A 23665-nucleotide genomic window follows, 5' to 3' on the forward strand; every position below is an offset into this window, starting at 1 on the left:
TATTCAGGACTCGAGTTCACGCTCGATACGTTTTCGAGCCTGATCGTCCAATGGCGGTTCAGGTTGGCTGGGAGGAGTGGGTGTATCACGGACCCAGTGAGTCACTTCCTTATAGAGAAAGAATCCCCCGACGAGGAGCAGGAGAAACGGAGCCACCCAGATGAGCCAATTGACACCATGCTTTGGGGGTTCCATGAGAATATAGTCCCCATAGCGGCTGAGGAAATAGGCGCGAATCTCTTCCGTGCTGTGTCCCAGGGCGATGCGATCACGAATCACTCCCCTCATCTGTTGGGCCAGCGGTGCGCCAGATTCCCAAATATTTTCTGTTTGGCAGACGGTGCAACGGAGCGTTTTGGCAATTTCCCTGACCTGAATGTCAACGTCCGTTTCGTCCTGCACGGCAGCGAACAGGGGAAGAGGAATCGTCAACAGAGCCACAAGGCACCAGGTAAGTCGAATGGGCATTAGGACGTCGTCGTTGTGGTGGGTTGAGCCTTGAGCAACGGGGCAATGACTTTTTGTGTGATGTTGGTATAGACCTCACCGGTGATCGGACCGACCCATTTATGGCGGATTTTCCCCTGTTGATCAATCACAAATGTTTCGGGTACCCCATAGACCCCGTAATCAATGGCCAATTGTCCTTTGAGGTCACGGACATGGGAAAACGTTGAGCCGTATTCTTTTAAATATTTTTGGGCATCCGGTAATTCGTCCTGATAATTCACCCCCAGCATCACGAATTCGGGATTATCTTTAAAGAGTTGATGAAGCTGTAAGATGCTTTCGTGCTCCACCTTGCATTCATAACACCATGACGCCCAGAAATTGAGCAGGACCACTTTCCCCTTGAATTGTTCCAAAGAGATCGTTTGTCCCGTTTCCACATCCGGTCCTTCAAAGTTGGGAGCATCGGTTTCAATCAGGACAGTGGGAATGTGTCGTGGATCTCCCCAAAGCCCCTGGTAAAACAAGGCGAAAAGTCCTAACAGGCAGAGGATGAGTGTCAATTGCCAGCCTTTACTCATTCTTCCTTCTTTCGGGGGCGGAGGATATTCAAAATCACGCCGAGCCCCATGATGACACCGCCTCCCCATACCCACAGAACGAGTGGATTGAGCACGCCACGGGCGACGGCCACCCCGTCTTCGGACACCTCAGGCATGGTCAGAAAGACGTGCCCCATTTTCGTCGCATAAATGGCCGATTCCGTGGTAGGCGTTTGAGTGGCCGAATAGATTCGCTTTTGGGGCCGGAGCTCCGTAATCAAATCCTCTCCCTTAAAGACTTGAAAGACGCCTTCCTGAGCATTCCAATTCCCGCCGGCCACTTCGTGAATTTTCGCCAGTTTCATCCGATAGTCCCCGATCGCGAATTCGTCTCCCACGCGCATCGAGACGACTTTTTCCGTTTGATACACGGTGGAGGCAATGATGCCGACGACTAGGACGAGGACCCCGATATGGGTGAGCATGCTGGCATATCGTCGTTGGTTGGCGGTAAAGGCCGCTAGACCGCCCTGGAAGATATTACTCCCGTTCCGCTGCGCATACAGTTGCGAAATTTTTCCAAAGTCCAGGACGATTGCCATGCCGGCGAAGGTCACCACATATCCCCCTGCCAGGGCATAGAGGTTATGAATGCCGGTCACAAATAACAGGACGACAATGACCGCTCCTGCGAGAAGGGGTGTGGAGAAACTTTTTTTCAGGCTGGCCACCGACGCTTTGCGCCAGGGGATATAGGGACCGATTCCCATGAGAAATAACAATCCCAGTGCAATGGGCATAAACACCGCATTGTAATAGGGGGGACCCACGGTCACCTTGGCGTCCTGCAGTGTTTCGAGGATTAATGGATAGAGGGTGCCCAGAAAGACCGTGGCGGCAGCCACCAGAAAGAATAGATTATTGAAGAGGAAGATCGATTCACGGGAAACCAACGAATCCATCTCGACTTGTGATTTCAATTTATTGGATCTCAGGATTAATGCGCCGAAGGCGATCCCGATGACGGTGCCGACGAAGATGAGAATATACAGACCGCGCTCAGGATCCGTGGCAAAGGAATGGACCGAAGTGAGCACGCCGCTCCGCACAAGAAAGGTCCCGATCAGAGACAAAGAAAAGGTGACGATGATGAGGAAGAGATTCCAGACTTTGAACATCTTCCGCTTTTCCTGCACCAGAACGGAATGCAGGTAGGCGGTACCCACCAGCCAGGGCATAAACGACGCGTTTTCGACCGGATCCCAGCCCCAATAGCCGCCCCAACCCAGTTCGTAATAGGCCCAATAGCCGCCGAGCAGGATGCCGGTTGTCAGGCACATCCAGGCAAACATGCTCCATCGCTGTGTTACCTTGATCCATTCTTCTCCTAACCGTCCGGAAAATAATGCGGCCATGGCAAAGGAAAAGGGAATGGAAAATCCCACATAGCCCATGTAGAGCATGGGTGGGTGCATGACCATCGCGGGGTCTTGCAGTAACGGATTCAGGTCTTTGCCATCGAGAGGAACAGGTAGAAGCCGTTCAAAAGGACTGGAGAGAAAAACAATTAAACATAAAAAACCGAAGATGATGGCCGATTCCACGGCAATCAAATACGGCATAATGGTGGGCTGAGTGCGCCAATGCAGCCAGACGGCCAAGGTGCTGAAGACGGAAAGTATGAAGACCCAGAGCAGGAGCGAGCCTTCATGTCCGCCCCACACCGCCGCGACCGTATAGAAAAACGGGAGTTTCGAATTTGAATTGTTGGCGACATAGAGAACCGAGAAGTCCCGGATGATAAAAGCATAGACCAATGAGAGCATACCCACACCCAGCAAGACAAAGATGAGGGTGATAGCCATGCGCCCGGAACGGGCCCAATCGGGATTGCGTGTTTTGAGGGCCAGCGCGGCGCTGGCCATGCCAAAGACTGATAGCACCAGGGCAACAATGGTCGAAAAATGTCCAATTTCAATAATCATAGAGAATGGCGAACAGGGTTAGGGAGAGAGGGTTTTCATGAAATCTTTTTTGGGAAGTTCCACACCTGCTTGTTTGAGTTCCATGGGCATGTAGTCCTCGGAATGCTTGGCCATGATCATCGTGGAATGAAACGTCCGGCCGTCCCGCCATTGGCCTTCCACCACCGCCCCTTGTCCCTCCTTAAACAAATCCGGGGGAATACCCTGAAATGCCACAGGAATAGTCGAGGCACCATCTGTGAGCTCAAAGGTCAGCCCTACCGGCTCGGGTTGGGTTTTGAGACTGCCTTTGACCACCATGCCACCCACACGAACTTTTTTGCTGTAGGCTTCGGCGGTAAAGGCTTTTACCTCAGAGGGAGTCACGAAGTACACAATATTTTCCCCGAAATTCCCAAACGCGAGATAGCCGAGCGAACCGGCAACCAGGAGTATGCTGACAATAATGGCGATTTTTTTATTCTTTGTACCCAAGGGAGTCTGCCTCTGGTTCGTAAAGTTTGGATTCTTTGATCTCTTTAAATAAAACCATGACTCTTTGGCTCATGGCAAATACCATCCACCCCAAGGCCAGGACGGAAATCAGGTAGGCGGCGGCAACAAATCCAAAATTATTAATCAACGCGGTGTCCTGCGCACGAAAAATCTGTGCCTGGCTGTCCCAGCGCCCGATGAGAACCAGGGTTTTCAATTCGCGAATGTTTTCCAGGGGAGGACCTTGGTATTCCACTGCAAGACTGGTATCCCCATCCACAAATTCAAATGTGGCCTGCCCATGTTCTACGTCACCCTGCAAGGTACCACTTTTGACCATCCCTTGTATCCTGACCGGTTGGGTAACCGGAGGACTGCTCAAAAGCGTTCCCATGGACAATGTGGATAAGTGTTGCTGGTAATGCTGATAGGTCAGGATGGCGAGTAGGAGGGTTGCCCCCAGAATTAACGCCCAGCGTGTGTATAACCCGGTCATGGAGTCGTCTGAGAAAAATGGGTCTGACTGAGAAAGCGACCTTTTTTGGCATGCAATAAGTCAGTCAAGTACAAAATTTGAGTGCGGACCATTACCATATAGGCAAACAATAACCAACAGCCAATGCTCATTAACGTCAGGGGGACCAGAATGTCTTCTGAAATGCTGACTCCTCTGGTGGAGAACGACATGGGTTGGTGGAGTGTTCTCCACCATTCCACCGAAAATTTTATGATGGGCAGATCGATGCCTCCGACAATAGCCAGAATTGCGGCATAGCGGCCGCCCTGAACCCGGTCATCCACGAGGCGCCGAAGCATGATGTACCCCCCTAAAATCAGGAGAAGCACCGTAAACGAGACGAGGCGTGGGTCCCAGGTCCACCATGTGTTCCATGTGGGCTTGGCCCAGATCGAACCGGTGACGAGGGCCAGTGAGGTGAAGAGGGCACAAATGCTCGCCGAGGCCTGGCACATATTATCCACAAGCGGATCCCGTTTCCACAAATACCAGATGCTCCCGAAAAATAATACGGAATAGGCCAGCGTGCTTGTGTGAGCCAGGGGCACATGGACATACATGATCCGGACCAGTTCCCCTTGATAATAATCAGGCGGTGAGGCGAGCAGGCCGATATACAAGCCTAAAAAAATGCAGAGAGCAGCCCCTCCGCCAAACCACCCTTTATAGCGTTGAATCTGACGAATTATGCGATTGATCATGTGCTGTATTGTAAAGAGAGATTCCTCAGGGGGAAAGGTCCGTAGGAACTAGACTTTTAAGCCGTTTTCAACATTTACGAGTCGAGGATGAATTCAAATAGCCAGAATGAGACGACGGTGAAAATAATGTCAAAGATGATCAGAAGTTGGATCCATTGCGAGTAAAAGGAGAATGGATCTCCACTTAATGCCCCTCGCGTGGCTTCCACGGCCGCGATCATGACCGGAACTGCCAGGGGAAGGAGCAGGACGGGGAGCATGACTTCCCGGGCTCGAATCTGAACGGTTAAGGCTGAAAAGAGTGTTCCGACGGCGGATAACCCCAAGGTGGCCAGGAAAAATATTATCAAAAGGGTTCCTACGGCTTCAATGACATCCAGATTAAAGAATAAGACGAACAAGGGAAATAAGAGGATTTCGACTGAGAGCATGAAGAGGAAATTGGCCGCGACTTTTCCGAGATAAATGGCGCCCTTGGGAGCGGGGCACATTTGCAGGGACTCCAGACAATCGTTTTGCAATTCCGAGGTGAAGGATTTCCCTAAGCCGATAATGCCCGTAAAGGTAAAGGCAACCCAGATGATTCCCGCAATCAGTTGGCGTGCCGCATCCTGGTCCATGGAAAAGCTGAAGCTAAACACCAGAATGACAATGAGGGCAAAGAATAGCATCGACGACATGGTTTCCCGTGTCCGCCATTCACTGATCAGGTCCTTCCAGACGACCCAGCGAATTGTGTTAAAAAATGGCATCGGTGGTGAGTTGCTCAGGGGAGAGAAGTTGAAGGTGTCCGCCTTTGAGAATCCCGCCACGTGTAGCGATTTGGGTGGCCTTGTCACGGTCATGCGTGGTCATGAACACGGTGCCGGCACGGTCCAGCGTTTCCTGGATGAGCTGGTTGGTGATCGCCACCCCGTCATGATCCAGGGCGTTGTAGGGCTCATCGAGTAGCAGCAGTTGTGGCTGAGCCAGAATGGTTTTGGCGAAATCCAATCGTTTTTTCATCCCGGCCGAATATTGACGTATTTTGAGGTCCGCAAAGGCCCCGATTCCTGTTCGATCCAGTGCCCGTTTGATCTGAGGCGGGGAAGGGGCTTGACCACGCATGCCCAGGGCAAATTGCAGATTTTCGGTGGCACTAAGTTCATCATATAAATGGGACCCATGGGCGATGAGCATGATGATTTCTCGAACGGTATCCTTCTGTGCCACGCCATCCTGGCCAAAAATGGTAAACTGACCATGAGACGGCGCTTGGAGGGTAGCTAAAATACGGAGTAACGTCGTTTTCCCTGCCCCGTTGGGGCCAAATAAGGCAAAGCACTCTCCCGGATGAATGTCAAAAGACAGATCCTCAAAAATACGATAGAAACCGTAAGCTTTGGAGAGGTTGCTGACCTGGATGGCGATCATGTCATGGTATGAGACTTGGAAAAGTTAGCCTTGCAGTCTACGAAATGTATTGGAGGTTGTCTAGGAATGTAACAAGATGTTGGAAACAGTCGCTAGCGATGGGCTTTCATTATTCATAGATTTCCAGGTCTCGCAGGTTATAGGGTTTCGTTGCGGGATGCGGCCTTGTCGGGTAAATTGAAAGACATCTTTGGCAATCCGATTTTCGTCGAGACCCTGTCATATTTCAGGGCCTCCTCAAAAATAGGTAATTGGCAGACAACAAATACCATAAAACTCAAATAATCCTGGTGGGTTGCCTTATATAGAGTGAGCATCGCGTTGACGATGAAATTTATCGGGTCTTATGATGACGGTTGGTTGAAGGAGATTTCCGGTATCGTGAATCGGGGATTGCTTGAATTTTTCTGTGGGGAGGCAGTGAGTTGAAATCAATCCTTGGGTTGAGGGCCACCTACCATTATCTCTCGAAATCCTGGCCTTTTTTGGGGGGGATAGGAATCTTTTGCGCTCTTCTAGGCTGCGATTCCGGCTATTCTGAAAGTACCTATACCGATGCCCCATCTACCCATACTGTAGCTTCCCGTCCTTCAAAGGGATCCCCCGCGCCGGATTTCCGTCTGATGGATATGCATGGAAAGGCTGTCTCGCTTTCCGATTTTCAGGGAAAAGTGGTGTTGCTGAATTTTTGGGCGACCTGGTGTGGACCATGCCGGGTTGAAATGCCCGCCATGGAAGCCTTGTACCGCAGTATGCAATCAAAAGGGTTGGAAATTGTCGCGGTCTCCGTTGACCAACAGGGCACAGCCGTGACAAGGCCTTTTCAGGAAGCGATGGGGTTGAGTTTTCCTATTTTGCATGATCAGGATTATGAGGTGGGGCTGACCTATGGCGCACGTACGCTCCCCATGACCTTTGCGATCGATCGTCAAGGCATTATCCGGCAGGTGGTCTTCGGATCCCGGGATTGGAACAGCCCTGAAGCTCGCAGGGGAATTGCCGAGGTCCTTCAAGAGCCGGTTCCAGAGTCTTCCCAACGGATGTAATACAGTTATGATCGATTCGATTAGCCAGGTGTCTTTGCTTGCCGCATTTAGTGCCGGACTTTTGTCTTTTGTTTCTCCGTGCGTCCTTCCGCTCGTTCCTTCTTATCTCTCCTATATCACCGGGCTCTCAGTGGAAAATCTCGCGAAAGTTGAGGAGCGAGAGCGTTTTAAGTCTGCGATTATTCTCAATGCCCTGTTGTTTATTGCCGGGTTTTCTACGGTCTTCATCGCGTTTGGGGCATCGGCCAGCCTGATGGGGCAATGGTTGTATGACTATCAAGATGTGATCCGGAAAGTCGGGGGTGTCCTGATTATTATTTTCGGACTATATTTGCTTGGAATTTTGAAATTAAACTTTTTTATGACCGAACGACGTTTGATGCATTTTGAGACGCGTCCTGTCGGCTACCTGGGTTCATTTCTCATCGGTACGGCGTTTGCCGCCGGCTGGACGCCTTGCGTCGGACCGGTGTTGGGGGCCATTCTGGCCTATGCCAGTACGACGGAATCGATGTCCAGCGGGGTGATGCTCCTGTCGGCCTATTCGTTGGGTTTGGGTCTCCCGTTTTTTCTGACGGCATTTGGGATGGATACGTTTTTGAGCTACTTCAAGAACTTTCGGTCCTATTTAGGCGGGGTATCGTTTGTTAGCGGCGGGCTGTTGGTCGCGGTGGGCGTCATGATTTATGCGGATTCTTTGACCCTCATCACCAGCTTTCTTGAACGCAACGGTATTGGATGGTACATCGGCCAATAAACCGGCTTGTACGACCTGGCCTATCCACCTCTTTTTTCTTTCCTTGTCTTTCCACTCGCTTGTATAGTTTCTGCAATGATGGTGGGCTTAAGAGATGTAGGGGTATATTGGAGCAACCAATATTCATGGAGGAGCGACGGTCTTCTCTTGGTTATGGAGTGGTAGGGGCCACGGGAAAAACTGGACAGAGGATTCATGAACGGCTCTTATTTCTTTGAGCCACCGGCTCTCATTCATATGTACTAATGGTCCTCAATTCACTTCTATTCCTTACCGATCTATTTCTTGACGCACCTTTCTTCTCAGTGTAGGGTCCCACCACATTTTTTGAGACTCTATATTATGGAATCGTTGGCTTGTCAGCATTGATGTGTCCCTGCAACCTTCAAGTCATGTAAAAAGGGTCAACATGAAAAGAAAAGGCAGCGGGCTATCTCAATTTCAACGGGAGCGTTCTCATTGATTCTCGTAACAGGCGGTGCCGGCTATATCGGGTCACATACTTGCGTTGAACTCATCCGTGCCGGCTGTGATGTGACGGTCTTTGACAACTTCTCCAATAGCCACGCTGAGTCCCTGGCACGGGTGCAGCGTATTACGGGGAAGTCCCTTCGCCTGATACGCGGTGATTGCCGTGATCGAGCTGCGGTGGTGACGGCTCTGCGCGAGAGCAGGGCGACCGCAGTTATTCACTTTGCTGGCCTCAAGGCGGTGGGAGAATCAGTCCAACAACCCTTGGCCTACTATGACAATAATGTGGTCGGATCCCTTCGCCTGTTGGAAGCCATGGGCGAGTGCGGCGTAAAACAACTGGTCTTCAGCTCTTCTGCCACGGTGTATGGCGATCCCCAGCGTCTTCCGCTCACGGAGGACCACCCGCTATCTGCGACCAACCCTTATGGTCGAACGAAACTGATGGTGGAGGAGATCTTGCGTGACGTACATCGTAGCGATTCCTCCTGGCGGATCGGCATCCTGCGGTATTTTAATCCGGTTGGGGCACATGACAGTGGTCTGATCGGGGAAGATCCCCAGGGTATGCCGAATAATCTCCTGCCCTTCGTTGCGCAGGTTGCAGTGGGACGGCGGGAATACTTGAACGTGTGGGGTGACGATTATGCGACTCCTGATGGGACCGGAGTGCGGGATTATATCCATGTGGTTGATTTAGCATTGGGGCACCTCAAAGCGCTGGAAGCGCTGGCTCGATTGGATGTCCCGAAAGAGTGCTTAACGGTTAATCTTGGTACGGGCAACGGGTACAGCGTATTGGAGATTGTGCGGGAATTTGAAGCCGCGAGTGGCAAGCCGATTCCCTACAAGGTTGCCCCACGTCGTTCCGGTGACATTGCCTCTTGCTATGCTGATCCGAATCAAGCTTTCACCCTTCTGGGTTGGCGTGCGGAACGCGGGCTCAGTGAGATGTGCGCGGATGCCTGGCGATGGCAACGTGACAACCCCCAGGGATACGCAGGCTGACTTTTTTTCCTTGGATATCCGGGCACCTCTGTGGGGGGAGCCGTTGACGGCCTGGTGCCAGGGAATTCCGGTGGATGGTTGCTTCATTGCCGTGAAACACTCTCTCGGTGCGATCATGTGGTCGGAATCCTCGCGTGGTCATTTAGGGCCTCACTGAAGGCGGCAGTCCCACCATGGTTCCTCAACTTAACCACATTCCACGTTCAATCTAAAAAAAACGGGTCCGTGAATTTCGCGGTAGTTCTCGCGGGGTTCGTCTTTCTGAGAAAGCATCCCGAAAGTGGTCAGGAGCCTGCTCATGGAACGTTTTTGAAAGGTGATGGTCTTCGGTCAATCGATTGTAAGGATTAGGCCACCCAGGGCAGGTACCTTTGGATGGCAAATTGGTGTTGGTCAGAGAATGTGGCCAACGGAGTCAATTGGCCTCTATAAGATTACGCGAAAACAAGGTTCAGGAAGGTCGTGGGTTAACACCATTCGCCGGTTTTGCAGGATTTGACGTTACTCGATAATTGGGTAGGTGGGGTCGTGATCGTGGAGGATGGTGAGTCACACCAGGTCCCAATTGTGCAGGCTCCGTCGGAGACAGGCGGCTTTGATGCTATTGAGTAGCTCAGCGTGGTCGGTGTCAACGCAGGTGAAGGGGTGCCGACTGAGGATAACAATGGGGATTCCGGGCTATGGGATACCGTCCGTACGAGGGTTTGATTCTCAGGTTTTTGCTCTATGGTTAAAGGTTTTGGGTCGGTTTGTTCATCCATCGCGGGATCGTGGGGAAGGGAAGCTAGAAAAGTCGGATTCTTTTTTTGTAGCTTTGCCAAGAGTTTTTGGCCGTCTGAGTGATAGGAGTTGTTAGGATGTTCATTGACCAGGGCAAGTAACCATTCCTGTGACCATTCTTCGATACCCAGGTCCTGGTAGGTTTTCGCCAGATGGAACATGGCATCCCCGGCAGTTTCTAATTCAGGAAACTCCTTGATAATTTTTTCAAATCGATGGGCAGCAGCGAGATATGAATCCCGGTTGAGGTAGAATTGCCCAACCATCAAATGTCGTTGGGCTAATTGTTCTTTGCAAATCAGAATGGTTTGCTTGGCTTCGGTTTCATAGCGGCTTGCCGGAAATTCTTGAAGAAGTTTGTCGAAGTTCTGAATGGCTAGATCCAGGGGCTCAGGGTCACGATCGACTGTCCGGTATTGTTTGAAATGGCTGACCCCAATTTTGTATTGGGCATAAGGTGCCAATACATGATTTCGGTGGAGGTCGAGGAAATGTTTGTATTCCACGATGGATTCCGCATAGGATTCCTTGTCAAAAAATGATTCGGCCCGTTTCATGATCACGTTCGGATCGTAATTCATTTCTACGGAATCACCGACGAAAATTTGTTCGTCCGTTGAGGACACTGCTTGTTTCGATGTGGTGTCGGTTGGTTTGGGTGTGGAGGAACATCCAGCGATCATGACAAGAGCAGCGAGGAAGGTGGTCGAAAGAATCCGAAAATTGACAGGAAATGTCACAGGTAAGTCACTCCGGGCAGTAGATGATCATGGGCTGAGGTGAATGTCGATACAGAGAGTATGAAATAGCCTGTAATCTATACAAGATTCGGACCAATAAAAGAAAGTCTTTAATATTGCGATTAGGTTAAATCTTTTACCGAAAATCGTCTCTTTTTTGCCACATTATTGAGTAGGCATAAAATAAATGCGACAGTCGGTATTATTGTGAATTTAACGAATAGGCCACGAGTACATGAATGGCAAACTCTCTAGAATTGTGGGAACCGGATCCTTTCTCCCCAGTCGTCGGGTAGATAACCAGGAGGTAGCAGATCTGCTAGGGATTGAGCCTTCGTATATTTTTCGAGTTTCAGGTATCCGGACCAGGTTTTGGGCCGGTCCACAGGAGGAATGCTCTTTCTTGGCAGAGCAGGCTACTCGAAGGGCATTGGATCAGGCCGGGTTGGTCCCGGAGAATCTTGACGCCATTCTTGTCTCCTCCACCTCTCCAGAGATGATTTTCCCCTCCACGGCCTGCTTGCTTCAGGCTCGATTGGGTATCAAAGGCATCCCGGCCTTTGATCTCTCTGCCTCCTGCTCGGGATTTCTCTATGGCCTTTCCATGGCGGATTGTTTTATTCGGGCCGGACAGTTTCGAAGATGTCTCGTCGTGGCTTCGGAAATCAAATCCCGGTCTTTGGATGTCAAAGATTTGAGTACAACCATTTTATTCGGTGACGGGGCCGGTGCCGCCATTGTCGAAAAATCATCAAATGCTGACATGGGCGTCGTCAGTATTCGACTTCACGCCGACGGGGCATATCATGATCTGGTCAAAATTGCCGGGGGGGGGTCCCGTCAGCCTTTGACTCAATCTGTCCTTGGTTCCAATGAGCATACCATGCGAATACGGGGTTCCAGGCTGTTTCGCATTGCAATCAAGCGCTTAGGTCAAGCGGTCCGCAACCATTTGGAGCAGGAGAAATGGGATGTCTCGGAACTCGACCAAGTCATTTTCCATCAAGCCAATGGACGGATGCTTGCCCAGTTTTGTGAAAATATCGGGATCCCTCATGAGCGATGCCTCACGATGATCGAGCAAGTTGGAAATACCTCCTCGGCTTCATTGCCGATGGCTTTAGACCATGCGAATCGGGGGCAGAGACTGAAGAAGGGCGATCAGGTCATGTTGGGGGCCTTTGGTGGAGGGCTGACGTGGGGCACGGCTTTGGTTCGGTGGGGATAAAATTGCCCTTTGGGCGTAGGTCCACTTACCGGAGAAACCTGGTTGGGCATTGTGTTGTATTGACGATCTCTTGCTATTTGGCCTATCGTGCGCAAGCAATAGGCATGAGTGGGATAGAGGTAGATAATTAAGAATAGATAAAAGAAGGAGGGGTGCGTTGAAAATCTTCCTGGCCAATCCCAGAGGGTTCTGTGCGGGAGTGGATCGAGCGATTGAAATCGTCGATTTGTCCTTAAAGACCTACGGGGCACCAATTTTTGTTCGGCATGAAATTGTCCATAGCCGTCATGTGGTTGAGTCCCTTCGTGGAAAGGGCGCTATTTTTGTGGAAGAACTGAATGAGGTGCCTGATGGCGCCATTGTCATTTTCAGTGCACATGGTGTGGCAAAAGAGGTGTGGGAAGAATCCACCCGACGAAATTTGAAAGTCATTGATGCCACATGTCCCCTGGTCATCAAGGTCCATAACGAAGTCAATCGGGATTACTCCAACGAATATGAGTTGATTCTGATTGGGCACGCGGGTCATCCTGAGGTGGTGGGAACCCTGGGGCAGGTGCCTGATAAATTTCATTTAGTTTCCTCGGTTGAGGATGTTGACTCCTTAGAAGTGGAAAATCCTCTGCATTTGTCGTATGTCACCCAAACGACATTGAGTGTGGATGAGTGCAGAGATATTGTTGCCGCATTACATCGTCGATTTCCCGGTATTAAGGGGCCACACCAGGAAGATATTTGTTATGCCACGCAAAATCGGCAAAATGCGGTCAAAGAGCTGTCACGTTTTGTTGACGTCATTCTGGTCATCGGGTCTCCTAATAGCTCCAATTCCAACCGATTGAGAGAATTGGGCGAGCGGTGTGGAATCCCTTCATATCTCATTGATTCTTATCAGGATATTCAAACTCAATGGCTGGAAGGTGTGAACGCAATTGGCATTGCGGCGGGGGCCTCGGCTCCAGAAGTGTTGGTAGCTCAGGTTATTAAGTTTTTGAAAGAGCAAGGAGCGACATCGGTAGAGGAGTTGACGGTGGTGGAAGAGAATGTTGAATTTCTTCTTCCCAAAGAATTACTGATGGCAAAAGTGCCGCGATAAGTTCCTCTGGATTTCCGCTTTCCAGGTGGAGGGCGAGCGTATCTTTTCCGAATTTATCCTTCCTCATTATCTTTCCCAATATACTGAAGCCGGTGGATCTGTTTGATTGGGGACTCCTCATGGCAATAGAGAAACCTCCGTAAAAGGTTTCATGGTTTTATCCTGTTGACAGGAACCTTGGTTTTGGCAATATGTCAAGATATTGAATAGGCTGCTAGTCAGCCCTACCGTATTTTGTGGAAAATTTTGATTTTTCTTTCTTCTTTATGGTACTGATTTGAGCCAAATTACTGCCCTGTCATCCACTCCATTCTGGGAGGGAATATGTATCTTCGTACTCTAGTCGTCAGTGGGTTTAAATCCTTTGCTGAGGCAAAAATAGATTTTCCGAATGGGATAACCGCTGTTGTCGGTCCCAACGGGACAGGTAAGAGTAATATCGTGGATGCCATTCTGTGGGCGATGGGTGAGCAAAGCGTGAAGAGTTTACGAAGTGAGCGCATGGAAGACGTGATTTTTAATGGGACTGAACAACGTAAACCCATGGGAATGGTCGAAGCCTCACTCATTTTTTCCGAGGTGACGCCTCGGGAGTTGGAGCCTGTCTCTGCCCTTCTGGAAGGGCTTGACCAGGCAACGGATGTCATGATTACCCGCCGGCTTTACCGCGAGGGAGACAGTGAATATTACTTTAATAAGATTCCCTGCCGACTCAAGGATATTCGAGGATTTCTCTGGAATGCCCGGGCAGGAGCTCGAGGGCAGTCTGTCATTGAACAGGGCAATATTGAACAGTTGCTCAGTGCTTCCCCACAGGAACGGCGTGAGTTTATTGAGGGCACGGCAGGTATTATTCGATATAAAAAGCAAAAGGCGGAGGCGTTACGGAAATTACAAAGTACAGAAAATAATCTTTTGCGGGTTCGGGATATTCTAGGAGAAGTTCGAAGCCAGCTTCGGACACTCAATCGTCAGGCGAAACAGGCAGAGGAGTATCAGACGTTCCTCCGTGAAGCTCGGGAGCTTGAGGTGCGGTTGTTGACCCATGACTTTCGCCGGTTTTTTCAAGACCAGTGTCAGTTTGAAAACGAGTTACACGAATCTGAAAATCAGGAGCTTTCCTGCGTGGCTGAAGAGGCCAGGCTTGTGGCCGAGCACCAAGAGGTGCAATTGGAGTTGACGTCTTCTAGCGAAATTCTCAAGGAAGCGCAGGACCGATTTCGAGAGATTGAGCAACAAATGTCCAATGCATATACGGCGATTCAGATTGAACGCAACCGGCTTGATCAGTATGAACAGCAACATGAGCAGGTCATGGAGGAGCGGGCTCGACTGAATGGGGAGGGGCAGGATGCCACGGGTTCCTTGGAAGCTCTGAGAGAGCGGCTGGCCCAAATTCGGTGTGAGATGGAAATTCTCTCTGTCACGGTGAAAGACGGAGAGGGGGCCATAGCGGATCTCGCCGTTCGCCGTCGGGAAACTGCGGAGAAGGTCGACAAGGGGCGAGAAACCATTCTGGCTTTAGCGGTAGATAAAACAAATCAGGAAAACCGCTTGAGAAGTATTGGTGAAGGGCAGAGTTCGATGGCCAGGCGGATTGAACGATTGGCTGTGGAATATGCTCAATCGCAAACCGATCAAACCACACTTCAATCGGAAAGCGAAGCCCTTCGACGGGAATGCTCATCTCTCGAAAGTCAGCTTGATGAACTTCGAAACAATCAGGATCGCTTAGAGGTCAACCTCCAAAGTCAGCGAGAAACCAGGGAAGAGCTTGATGGAAAAATTCTCGACTTCCAAACCCAAACAGCTGGTGCTGAATCTGAATTACGGGCCATTCAAAGCGTCTTTCGGGAAGAAATAGGGTATGGCCATCATGGTGAGGGTGATGAAGCCTCAATTCGCGTCGCGTGTTCGTGCATTCAGGAGGCGTTGGCCGAACGGATGGGAGTGCCAGAGGATGTTGAAAAAGCCATGGAAGCAGTTCTGGGTGAGCGGTTGCAGGCGTGGATTGTCCAATCGCCCCAAGAGGCAGAAATGTCCATTGCGCAATTCAAGCAACATGAATGGGGAAAAGGCAGCTTTATTCCCTTGAATATTCCGCGACAGGGTCGAGGGGGGCCAGCCGATTGGTGGAGCATCGTTCAGCACGACACGGAGGTGCTGGGCTTGGCTGTGGATTTTGTTCAGGTTCCTGACGAGTTGAAGCCTGTGGTTGAGGCCTTGTTGGGGAATACGGTCATTGTCAAATCATTGGCTGGAGCGTTGAATCTCATGACCAGGCATTCCTGGTTCCAAGGGAACGGTCCGCTTTTAGTGGCTTTGGATGGGGAGCTTGTGTCTCCATCCGGGGTTATCAGTGGTGGGTCTGGTGGAGAGGCAGGTGGATTATTACGTCGTCGTAGAGAAATTCTCGCATTGGAAGAAAGGTTGAATACTCTCTCTGTGGGATTGGAGGAAGCCAAAGCCAACCGGAAATTGCTTCTACAGGAAATTGAGGACCTGTCGCAACAACTTGAAGAAGCCACGTTGTCTATTCGCGAGATGGAATTTCAGATGTTGACCATTCAAAAAGAGGCTTCTTCCAAAGAGAAGGCTCTTCCCGATCTCGTTCGTCGGTTAGATGCACTTCAGCAGGATCGATTAGCGGAAGAGGAGGAATGGGGCCAGCTCCAGGTTGAAGAGGTAGAGGTTCGAACCCGGCTTGAGCGTCTTAATCAGACACGGGCTCAGGAAGATGAGGCTCTTCGTCAACTGTTGGACTCTCTCAATGCATTAGACCAAGAGCGACAAGACATGTTGGAAAGCCTCAATGATACTCGAATGAATTTTCAGTCTCTGAAGTCCCAATGGGACCATGAACAAGCTAATGTTGAACGGATTGAACGGGAAGAAGAGCATCGGAACAGCCGTATTCGACAGATTGATGGACAATTGGAACACCTCTTTCTCCAAAGTCGAAAAAGCCAGGAGGAACGACTCACCAACGAAGATTTGGTCGAAGAATTAAGCATTCAAAAAGAGGCTATTGCCGGAACATTATTGGAGCTGGGGAACCGGCATGCAGAATGTATGGAGGGAGTGAAACGATTGGATGGTCTGATTGCCAAGGCTCGTGAAACATTGAGCCATATCTTCAAATCCCGAGTGCCAATTGAGGGGCGTTTAGCAGAGGTTCGGGCGAAGTTCCATGCTGTGCAAGAAACGCTGACCATGACGTATGAAATTTCGACGGATGACCTCAAATATTCCCAGGATGCGGAGCAGACTCCTGAAGTGCTGGAAGGGACTGAACAGGCATCTGACGAGGAGAAAACCGGGCAGTGGAGAGAGCAGTTGCAGGGTATCAGAAAAAAATTAGAGCGGATCGGTCCGATTAACCTGGCCGCTATTGAGGAGCATGCTCAATTAGAAGAACGCTTTCAATTTTTATTAGCGCAAGAAGAAGATTTAGCGGGTTCAATCCAATCCCTTCAAGAAATTATTCAGCGATTAAATCAGACAACCAATAAGCTATTTGTGGATACCTTTAAAGAGCTGCAGGTGAAATTTAGTGAAGTCTTTTCAGCCTTGTTCGCTGGAGGACGTGCTGAGTTGATTCTCGTGGAAGAAACTCAGGAAGGGCAGGAATCTGAAGCGCCAGCTCTTGAGCCAGGTGTGGAAATTGTCGCCCAACCACCAGGGAAGCGCTTGAAAAACCTCAATATGCTCTCTGGGGGGGAAAAGACGATGACCGTGATGGCTCTTCTATTTGCGAGCTTTCTGATTCGTCCTTCTCCATTTTGTGTATTGGATGAGGTGGATGCGCCATTAGATGAAACGAATGTGGTCCGGTTTGGTCAATTTTTGAGACAAATGGCGGACCGGTCTCAATTTATTGTGATCACACACAATAAACGCACCATGGAGACTGCCAACTCTCTGTTTGGTGTGACGATGGAGGATCCTGGTGTTTCGAAGTTGATAGCTGTTCGGCTCCATGAATTAGAAGAGGTGAGCTGAGCATTTACAGTGAGGCCCATCATTTTTGGGAAGTCTCAAATAAAAAGCCCCTTCCGTAGAATGTCGGAAGGGGCTTTTTTGCCGAACCAGGTTTTGTATTTGGTTAGTTTCGAACGCCGGCCCAAACTTTCGCTGGGTCAATTTCTTTGTCAGGATTCAGCTCTTTGGCCTTATCCAGTAGCGTATCAGTTGTCTCAGGGATTTCTGGATCAGGTATACAGCAATCATCCACAGGACAGACTGCCGCACATTGAGGCTCATCAAAATGACCGACGCACTCTGTGCAGCGCTCATAGGTAATCACGTATACCGTGTCTCCATCACCCTGACCTTCACCGACCTTATGGCCCTTTTCTTCTGCGGCGCTACGTGTCTCAAAAATTGCTTCGTTGGGACATTCGGGGAGACAGGCACCACAATTAATGCACTCTTCTGTGATTAGCAACGACATAATTCCTCCTTAGGGGACAGGTAAACCGTCATGTCAATTGTAGGAAGCCAACGCCTACGATTTTTAATGAAAATTCCCTTGGCATGAGGGCTCGCACGGTATCAACTCTTTGGCGATTTTAACGGTGTAAATTTATTTGCGTCAACCGGACAGAAGACCTATCTGATAAGCCATTCGGGCCTGCGGTAAAATTAGGTGGACTCAAAAACCATTTTAAGAAATTGTTGGGGCCAATAACCATACAAATTATGGACACATGTCAATATTTTGAGGAAAGGCAGTAATTTGGTCTGACCTTGACGAACCTTTGGACGATTGTTATAGCACCGATACGTCATTTATAACGGACGAGAGAGGTTCCGTCGCATTTTGAGAGTCGCGTTTGAGGTTTGAGGGTGTTTGAGTAATATGAAGCGAAGGATTATGTCTGTGTGGATGAACCCTTGGTAGGCTCATCTCAGGGTATTTTCGTGATCGGGGTTGTTTTTCCTGGTAGTCCAATCGGGGTTAGACACCTTCCGTATTTTTCTTCCCTTTTCTTGCCTGCTTTCCTGTGAAAACAAATAGCTCAGGATCCTCAGTGTTTTCCGCCTATGTTGCCCTCACGACGGCGGCGATGGTCTGGGGAGGATCGGTGGTTGCGCAAAAAGTCGCTTTAGGTCCATTCTCGCCTGTAGAGGCGTCTGTTTTCAGAGGATTAGGAGCCTTACTGATCCTTATTCCTCTTTGGCTGTGGAAGGAAGGAATTGTTTCTTTTTCCCGAAGAGATTGGCGGAATTTTTTTCTGTTGGGATTGGGAGTCCTGGGAAATCACCTGTTCGTGCTATTTGGCCTGCAATTTATTGGGGCAGGGGCAGCGGGTATTATTATAGGTGCGAGTCCGGCAATTACCGCCTTTCTGTCCTCGTTAATCCTGAAGGATGTACCTCTCCGGGTAATTTGGTTTGGTTGCCTGGTTTCGTTTTTTGGAGTATTGAGTATTTCCGGGCGCGAGGCGGTGGAGGGATTAGGTACCAACCCCTGGCTCGGAGGGAGTCTGGTGGTGTGCGCCTTAGTCAGTTGGGCCCTCTATACGATTGGCTGTCGCAAAACCATGGAACGGTTCTCTCCGCTGACCGTGACGTGGACCACTCTTCTGATTTCTTTGATCTTTGAAATCCCGTTGTTGGCCATGAATCACAAAGTATTGGGTGCGGGGTTGGCGACGGTTCCCGTGTCTGGTTGGCTGGCACTCCTGTATGTCATGGTATTTGCCACGGCGTTGGGTCAACAGGCCTGGTTGTATGGCGTCAAGGGCATTGGCCCTTCCAGAGCAGGAATTTTTGGCAATCTTATTCCGGTGTCCGCCTTGTTTTTTTCCCTAGTGATTTTGGGAGAGCCGGTTGGCATGAGGGAAATAAGTGGGATAGGATTGATCTTGCTCGGGGTCTGGTTGGTTGATCGACAATCCTGTGCCGTATTAGTGAAAGTTACATGATCTGGAAATAGGCGGAAACGAAGAAAGAGAGCGCACTATGCTGAAGGAACGGATTGAGGAAGTCACACAGATGAATGAGTTGTTTTATCGTGGGTTTGAACAGCTGGATGTTGCGCTGATGGATTCTATCTGGGCTCATCAGGAGTATGTGACCTGTATTCATCCAGGGTGGAGTATCCGAGTGGGGTGGCCCGCGGTTAGGGATTCCTGGGTGGTCATTTTCAATAATACATTTTCGATGAAATTTGAATTGACTGAAGTCCAGGTCCAAGTTGCGGCTGATGTTGCCTGGGTTATTTGTACAGAAAACATCACCAGCCGGGTGGGAGAGAACGAACAGAATAGCCAGGTAGTGTCAACCAATTTATTTGAGCGGATTGGAGACGAATGGAAGATTATCCATCATCACGGATCACCGCTCATGGAATAAGATCTGAGTGTGCCTTGGCGGTGGGTTACTTCTGAGGCATTCAATTCACTATTTATTTGTAAATTTCTTACATTTTGTGGTCAATCGGGAAGGTGCAAGGCCAGGATAATGGCCAAACAGGTGTGGCTTGGAAAATGGAGTTTTGATCAGGAGGAAGAGCTACTGAACGTTGACTTGGCCCATTCTTCAACAATCACATCTCGTTCTTCCATGTTCAGGGCGCAATATTTTTTAAACATACCCAGTCCGCCTTTTTTTCTGCGCCACGTGACGAAATGTAAAAAGTGGTCCTTGCATAACGATTGGGTTCCGGCAGGGGCGTAGAGGGGTTCGGTGCATCCCCCAATCAGACACGTATCAGCATTCATATCCTGGTCCTCCTTTTAAGTTCGCCTGGCAGTGTTCAACAGTCGAAGTATGCCCAACCGCGAGGGGAGAAGGCAATCAATTCACGCCAGGACGATTAAGAATTTTACGTGAATGCCATTATAGAGGAGATGGGGGTGTTCCCTTGCTTTCTCTGTTTAATGGCGGGTATCGTAGGCACCCAGTAAGCGAACCATTTGACATATATTGACAGTGTTGTTGAAGAAAGGAGCGTGTTCTGTGTTGACTGCTACAGATGTATTTGAACAAACAAGAGAGATGGCCTTGCGCGCCACGAGTCAGGAAGAACGGGCTCTTCAAATCGATTATCCGGCGTTGGGAAAGAAGATTGAGCAGGCGTTGACAGGCCGAAAAATTAACCTTTTGTATGTGAATGAATTTTTGCCGGAAGGGTATGAAGATCAAGGGCGTTTTAACGTTATGGTCATGACCGCTGGCAATGTTCTCTTTGATATGGTTATCGGGGATTCGTATTTTCGATACGACATTTTTTCTTGCTGTGATTTAGATAAGATTCAATTGATCGACGGGACATGGGATAACAAAGAAAAACGCACGGAAGAATCATTTTTGAGTCTACGGTTAATGCATGGGGATGAGGCACATATTCTTCTCGCGCTCAAGGACGAGCAACGTCCGGCCGTGTTGTCTTTTGCCGAAAAAATCTCTCATAGTCGACATCCAGAAAAAGTCTGATGGATTTTTCTGAGGTCTGAATAATCGTTCTTGAATCTCGTAACCGCTTAAAGGGCGGTAAACGGCAAGGCACAGACAGAGGCCGGAAAGCGTTGGTCTCGGATCTCGATTTCCAGTTTTGTCTGGGGTTGGGTGAAATCTCGTAGGGGAAATCCCAGTGCAATCGGTCTTTTGATACGAGGGGAGTGGGTTGAGCTTGATACCCATCCCACTTCCCGCGTTCCACTAAAAAGTTTCGCCCCCGCTTCCGGTAGTTGTGGGGGTTCTACTTCAAGAACTAACCCCACCATTCGCCGTTTGACCGATCCGTAGGTATCCATTCTGGCTACAACTTCCTGCCCGGGATAGCATCCCTTCGATAAGCTAAAGGCGATACCCTCCAAATTCGCTTCCGGCGGAACGATTTTTTCATTCAAGTCTGGCCCAAGGCGAGGCAATCCCCCTTCAATCCTGGCGGTCTCGAGTGCCTCCCTTCCGACCGGCTGAAGGCCGGCCTCTTTCCCTATCGTTAAGAGATGAGACCACAGCGCGGGAAGACCTTCGGCCTGGACAAATAATTCAAAGTCCTGCCCACCCGTTTCTTCCGTTCGAGCGATTACCCCTTGCATGTCACCAAATGTGAATGAAATGGTATCTAAAACCTGGAGGGAATTCACTTCTACACCGAGGGCTTGTTTGAGAATATCCGGACCATTCGGCCCGGTAACCATGAGGAGTCCCCAACTTTCCAGGCCATTGTGGAGTTTGGCTTTTGTCCCATAGAGCAGAAATTTTCGGAGGGCTTGAAAGGTCAGGTCATCCACCTCTCCGACATCCTCAATGATCAACGTCTCCGGTTGCAGAAATACTCGAAAATAGGAAACCATTTTTCCTTTATGATTCATGAAGGCCGAGTACCGACCCTGACCAGGCTTAAGAGGAAGAATATCGTTGCTGATGATGCTTTGGAGCCATGAGACTCGGTCATCACCCGTGACCATGATTTTTCCTCGTAATGATAGATCGGCGAGGCCGCCTCTCTGATGAATGGACTCATACTCTAACAGAGGGTTGCCGTAATGAAGGGGGACTTCCCATTCGCCACAAGGTTGAAACCTGGCGCCTAGGGCTTCATGCTGTTTATGAAGGGCAAGGGTCTTCATGATGTCGCTGCCGTCGTGATTTCCTCAAATAGCGCGAGTGTCCTCGCAGAAAACTCATTGCGCGAGACAATTTTTTGAATTCCAAGGTCTTTCGCCAGTTTCCATGTTTGAACTTCTTCATGATTGGCAAAGGCCAGGATGGGTAATGCCTGTGTTTGAGGAAGTGTGCGTAGCGATTTCACAATATCGGATGCATTGAGCCGATCATCATTCATGTTGACGATAATGCCCATCGGCTGGCTGGCAAGAGCTTTCGTCTGCCAGTCATCTCCAGTGCGGATACGTTCCAGTTTATAGCCTTGCGGTAAAAAGGCGTCGCGTATTTTGGTGTAGAAGAAGATATCACTAACCGCCACAAGAATCGTTTTGGTGTCTGACATTTGGTAAGGCCTTTATTCGTTCTAGTTCATAAGAGTCAGAATGCGCATGAGCGCTTGTTTTGCTGTCTTGTATTCAGGGTTAAGAGCCAGGGATTTTTTGTAGGAATCGACTGCCTGGTCCCATTCCCCTTGTCGTTCATACACACGGCCGAGATTCATGTGAGGAAAAGAAGGGTTTTCATATCGTTTGGCTTTCATCGCTTTTTCAAGCCAGGGAATAGCCTCGTCCAGCTGGTTGAGCTCAATAAGGTAAGCCCCGATATCGTTATAGGGATTTCCGAATTCAGGGTCCTGACGAATAGCCACTTGGCATTCCTCAATGGCTTCCTGCAATTGTCCCATGAAACTATAGGCCCATCCTAAAAACGTATGTGCTTCTGCAGTCGGGAAAATGTCGATGGATTGTTTATAAAGATCCACGGCTTCTTCCAGTTGCCCTTTCATTTGGAGTTCATAGGCCTGCTGGAAAAGGTTCCAGGCCGTCACCTTATCTTCTTCGTGGCCCTCACCCTGGTCGAGAAAATCTTGAATATCCATAGGAAATTGTGTTGAGAACAGTCCTTTTTGTGTCTCTTAGGAAAAAAGGTGATTATTCGCCTTTGAGTTTACTCTGAACCAACTCAGCTGCACGTCGGCCGGAAAGTAACATCGACCCAAACGCCGGTCCCATCCGTGGACTGCCATCAACTGCAGCAACGGCCAAGCCAGCGACAAAGCAATTTGGATAGATTTCACGGGTATTTTCTACCACTAATACTTCGGAACGCGCCACCCACATAGCCCCGTTTCCAGGCACCTTCTGATATAAGTTACGTTGGTGGAGGAGATTAACCACGACGGCATCATGACCGGTGGCATCAACCACAATTTGACTTTCAAGGGCAATGGGGTCTACGTGAATGGTACCATGCCCCGCCATTTCCACGGTGGAATTATTGACCACCACACCTTCGATTCGCTGATCTTGCCGAAGAATGAGATCGACGACTTTGGTAAGATTCATAATCTTGACGCCGGCTTCGTAGGCAGCGGAGATGAGCCTGCTGGTCACATGAGGCGGATCAACCATGGTCATTCCCGGGCAGTCTTTAATCGGTTTAAAGGGAATGCCCAATTCTTCAAGAATCCGATCCGCTGGTTCGCAAATCGTGGCCTTATTCATGAGAAAACCACCAGACCAAAAGCCGCCACCAAGAGCTAGTGATTGTTCGATGAGCAGTGTCCGGAAACCGGTCGCGGCAAGGTCTCTGGCGCAGAGGAGTCCGGACGGACCTCCTCCGACGATGATGATATCGCTTTCAATCAGTGAGTCGAATTCTTTGTAGTACTCCCTGGCAATGTGACGGGTGATATCCCGTTCTCGTAAAGGAGCGATGTTGATAGGATTCATAGGGGAGCTCCAGATAATATTTCGTTTTTATGGAACATCAAGTACAATCACGTTTTGTTTTTGCCTATTACCAAAACTCTGTTGATCACCTGCTTGTTCCAC

The 23665-nt window shown here is 49.6% G+C and carries 24 protein-coding genes; 9 read left to right on the forward strand and 15 right to left on the reverse strand.

The window, feature by feature from the left end:
- Nucleotides 1-3 precede the first annotated feature (3 nt).
- The 8 genes from PJI16_09855 to ccmA all read right to left on the reverse strand — a co-directional run bounded on the left by PJI16_09855 (nucleotide 4) and on the right by ccmA (nucleotide 6082).
- Nucleotides 4-468 carry a cytochrome c-type biogenesis protein CcmH gene (locus tag PJI16_09855; GenBank protein MDT3777858.1) on the reverse strand — a complete coding sequence of 155 codons (465 nt, stop codon included), beginning with the start codon at nucleotides 466-468 and terminating at the stop codon, nucleotides 4-6.
- Complete coding sequence (locus PJI16_09860) at nucleotides 468-1031, reverse strand: redoxin domain-containing protein (GenBank protein MDT3777859.1); 564 nt, start codon at nucleotides 1029-1031, stop codon at nucleotides 468-470. The genes PJI16_09855 and PJI16_09860 overlap by 1 nt, the downstream gene beginning before the upstream one ends.
- Nucleotides 1028-2977 (reverse strand): heme lyase CcmF/NrfE family subunit, encoded by a 1950-nt coding sequence (locus PJI16_09865; protein ID MDT3777860.1) that lies wholly within the window; start codon nucleotides 2975-2977, stop codon nucleotides 1028-1030. Before PJI16_09865 ends, PJI16_09860 begins: the two co-directional genes overlap by 4 nt.
- Before the next feature lie 18 nt (nucleotides 2978-2995).
- The gene (gene ccmE, locus PJI16_09870; protein ID MDT3777861.1) at nucleotides 2996-3451 is read right to left on the reverse strand and encodes a cytochrome c maturation protein CcmE; all 456 of its coding nucleotides are present in this window, start codon (nucleotides 3449-3451) and stop codon (nucleotides 2996-2998) included.
- Complete coding sequence (locus tag PJI16_09875) at nucleotides 3435-3947, reverse strand: cytochrome c maturation protein CcmE (GenBank protein ID MDT3777862.1); 513 nt, start codon at nucleotides 3945-3947, stop codon at nucleotides 3435-3437. The genes ccmE and PJI16_09875 overlap by 17 nt, the downstream gene beginning before the upstream one ends.
- Nucleotides 3944-4669, reverse strand: coding sequence for a heme ABC transporter permease CcmC (ccmC, locus tag PJI16_09880; protein ID MDT3777863.1), 726 nt, complete (start codon nucleotides 4667-4669; stop codon nucleotides 3944-3946). The genes PJI16_09875 and ccmC overlap by 4 nt, the downstream gene beginning before the upstream one ends.
- Before the next feature lie 74 nt (nucleotides 4670-4743).
- Nucleotides 4744-5421 carry a heme exporter protein CcmB gene (locus tag PJI16_09885; GenBank protein MDT3777864.1) on the reverse strand — a complete coding sequence of 226 codons (678 nt, stop codon included), beginning with the start codon at nucleotides 5419-5421 and terminating at the stop codon, nucleotides 4744-4746.
- A complete protein-coding gene (gene ccmA, locus PJI16_09890; GenBank protein MDT3777865.1) occupies nucleotides 5408-6082 on the reverse strand; it encodes a heme ABC exporter ATP-binding protein CcmA in 675 nt (224 codons plus the stop codon). Before ccmA ends, PJI16_09885 begins: the two co-directional genes overlap by 14 nt.
- A gap of 425 nt (nucleotides 6083-6507) precedes the next feature.
- On the opposite strand from ccmA, the gene PJI16_09895 reads away from it, so the two are divergent.
- The 3 genes from PJI16_09895 (at nucleotide 6508) to galE (ending at nucleotide 9364) form a co-directional block, all read left to right on the forward strand.
- Entirely contained in the window at nucleotides 6508-7128 is a 621-nt protein-coding gene (locus PJI16_09895; GenBank protein ID MDT3777866.1) for a TlpA disulfide reductase family protein, read from the forward strand.
- A gap of 7 nt (nucleotides 7129-7135) precedes the next feature.
- Complete coding sequence (locus PJI16_09900; GenBank protein MDT3777867.1) at nucleotides 7136-7885, forward strand: cytochrome c biogenesis protein CcdA; 750 nt, start codon at nucleotides 7136-7138, stop codon at nucleotides 7883-7885.
- A 459-nt stretch (nucleotides 7886-8344) separates the two neighbouring features.
- On the forward strand, nucleotides 8345-9364 hold the full coding sequence (gene galE / locus PJI16_09905) for a UDP-glucose 4-epimerase GalE (protein MDT3777868.1): 1020 nt from the start codon (nucleotides 8345-8347) through the stop codon (nucleotides 9362-9364).
- A gap of 467 nt (nucleotides 9365-9831) precedes the next feature.
- On the opposite strand, the gene bamD is transcribed toward galE, so the two are convergent.
- A complete protein-coding gene (gene bamD / locus PJI16_09910; protein ID MDT3777869.1) occupies nucleotides 9832-10884 on the reverse strand; it encodes an outer membrane protein assembly factor BamD in 1053 nt (350 codons plus the stop codon).
- A gap of 235 nt (nucleotides 10885-11119) precedes the next feature.
- Here bamD and PJI16_09915 point away from each other — a divergent pair, with 235 nt between their 5' ends.
- The 3 genes from PJI16_09915 (at nucleotide 11120) to smc (ending at nucleotide 17210) form a co-directional block, all read left to right on the forward strand.
- Nucleotides 11120-12112: a ketoacyl-ACP synthase III gene (locus PJI16_09915; protein ID MDT3777870.1), complete on the forward strand. Its 993-nt coding sequence runs from the start codon at nucleotides 11120-11122 to the stop codon at nucleotides 12110-12112.
- A gap of 157 nt (nucleotides 12113-12269) precedes the next feature.
- Nucleotides 12270-13208, forward strand: a complete 939-nt coding sequence (gene ispH / locus PJI16_09920; protein ID MDT3777871.1) for a 4-hydroxy-3-methylbut-2-enyl diphosphate reductase — start codon at nucleotides 12270-12272, stop codon at nucleotides 13206-13208.
- Between the two features lie 324 nt (nucleotides 13209-13532).
- Nucleotides 13533-17210, forward strand: coding sequence for a chromosome segregation protein SMC (gene smc, locus PJI16_09925; protein ID MDT3777872.1), 3678 nt, complete (start codon nucleotides 13533-13535; stop codon nucleotides 17208-17210).
- A gap of 103 nt (nucleotides 17211-17313) precedes the next feature.
- On the opposite strand, the gene PJI16_09930 is transcribed toward smc, so the two are convergent.
- Nucleotides 17314-17661 carry a YfhL family 4Fe-4S dicluster ferredoxin gene (locus PJI16_09930; protein MDT3777873.1) on the reverse strand — a complete coding sequence of 116 codons (348 nt, stop codon included), beginning with the start codon at nucleotides 17659-17661 and terminating at the stop codon, nucleotides 17314-17316.
- Between the two features lie 580 nt (nucleotides 17662-18241).
- Here PJI16_09930 and PJI16_09935 point away from each other — a divergent pair.
- Nucleotides 18242-19138, forward strand: coding sequence for a DMT family transporter (locus tag PJI16_09935; GenBank protein MDT3777874.1), 897 nt, complete (start codon nucleotides 18242-18244; stop codon nucleotides 19136-19138).
- A gap of 37 nt (nucleotides 19139-19175) precedes the next feature.
- On the forward strand, nucleotides 19176-19568 hold the full coding sequence (locus tag PJI16_09940) for a nuclear transport factor 2 family protein (GenBank protein ID MDT3777875.1): 393 nt from the start codon (nucleotides 19176-19178) through the stop codon (nucleotides 19566-19568).
- A gap of 146 nt (nucleotides 19569-19714) precedes the next feature.
- Here PJI16_09940 and PJI16_09945 read toward each other — a convergent pair whose 3' ends face one another.
- Nucleotides 19715-19936 carry a hypothetical protein gene (locus PJI16_09945; GenBank protein ID MDT3777876.1) on the reverse strand — a complete coding sequence of 74 codons (222 nt, stop codon included), beginning with the start codon at nucleotides 19934-19936 and terminating at the stop codon, nucleotides 19715-19717.
- Between the two features lie 238 nt (nucleotides 19937-20174).
- On the opposite strand from PJI16_09945, the gene PJI16_09950 reads away from it, so the two are divergent.
- Nucleotides 20175-20651 carry a hypothetical protein gene (locus PJI16_09950; protein ID MDT3777877.1) on the forward strand — a complete coding sequence of 159 codons (477 nt, stop codon included), beginning with the start codon at nucleotides 20175-20177 and terminating at the stop codon, nucleotides 20649-20651.
- 47 nt (nucleotides 20652-20698) lie between these two features.
- On the opposite strand, the gene PJI16_09955 is transcribed toward PJI16_09950, so the two are convergent.
- The 4 genes from PJI16_09955 to PJI16_09970 are packed head-to-tail and all read right to left on the reverse strand — an operon-like array spanning nucleotide 20699 to nucleotide 23563.
- Entirely contained in the window at nucleotides 20699-21793 is a 1095-nt protein-coding gene (locus PJI16_09955; protein ID MDT3777878.1) for an aminomethyltransferase family protein, read from the reverse strand.
- The gene (locus tag PJI16_09960; protein ID MDT3777879.1) at nucleotides 21790-22173 is read right to left on the reverse strand and encodes a histidine kinase; all 384 of its coding nucleotides are present in this window, start codon (nucleotides 22171-22173) and stop codon (nucleotides 21790-21792) included. Before PJI16_09960 ends, PJI16_09955 begins: the two co-directional genes overlap by 4 nt.
- Nucleotides 22174-22194: 21 nt before the next feature.
- Nucleotides 22195-22710, reverse strand: a complete 516-nt coding sequence (locus tag PJI16_09965; protein MDT3777880.1) for a tetratricopeptide repeat protein — start codon at nucleotides 22708-22710, stop codon at nucleotides 22195-22197.
- A 52-nt stretch (nucleotides 22711-22762) separates the two neighbouring features.
- A complete protein-coding gene (locus tag PJI16_09970; GenBank protein MDT3777881.1) occupies nucleotides 22763-23563 on the reverse strand; it encodes a sulfide-dependent adenosine diphosphate thiazole synthase in 801 nt (266 codons plus the stop codon).
- Nucleotides 23564-23665: the final 102 nt, after the last annotated feature.

Origin of the sequence: Nitrospira sp. MA-1, from assembly GCA_032139905.1 — a bacterium.
In the GTDB taxonomy this organism is placed as follows: domain Bacteria; phylum Nitrospirota; class Nitrospiria; order Nitrospirales; family UBA8639; genus Nitrospira_E.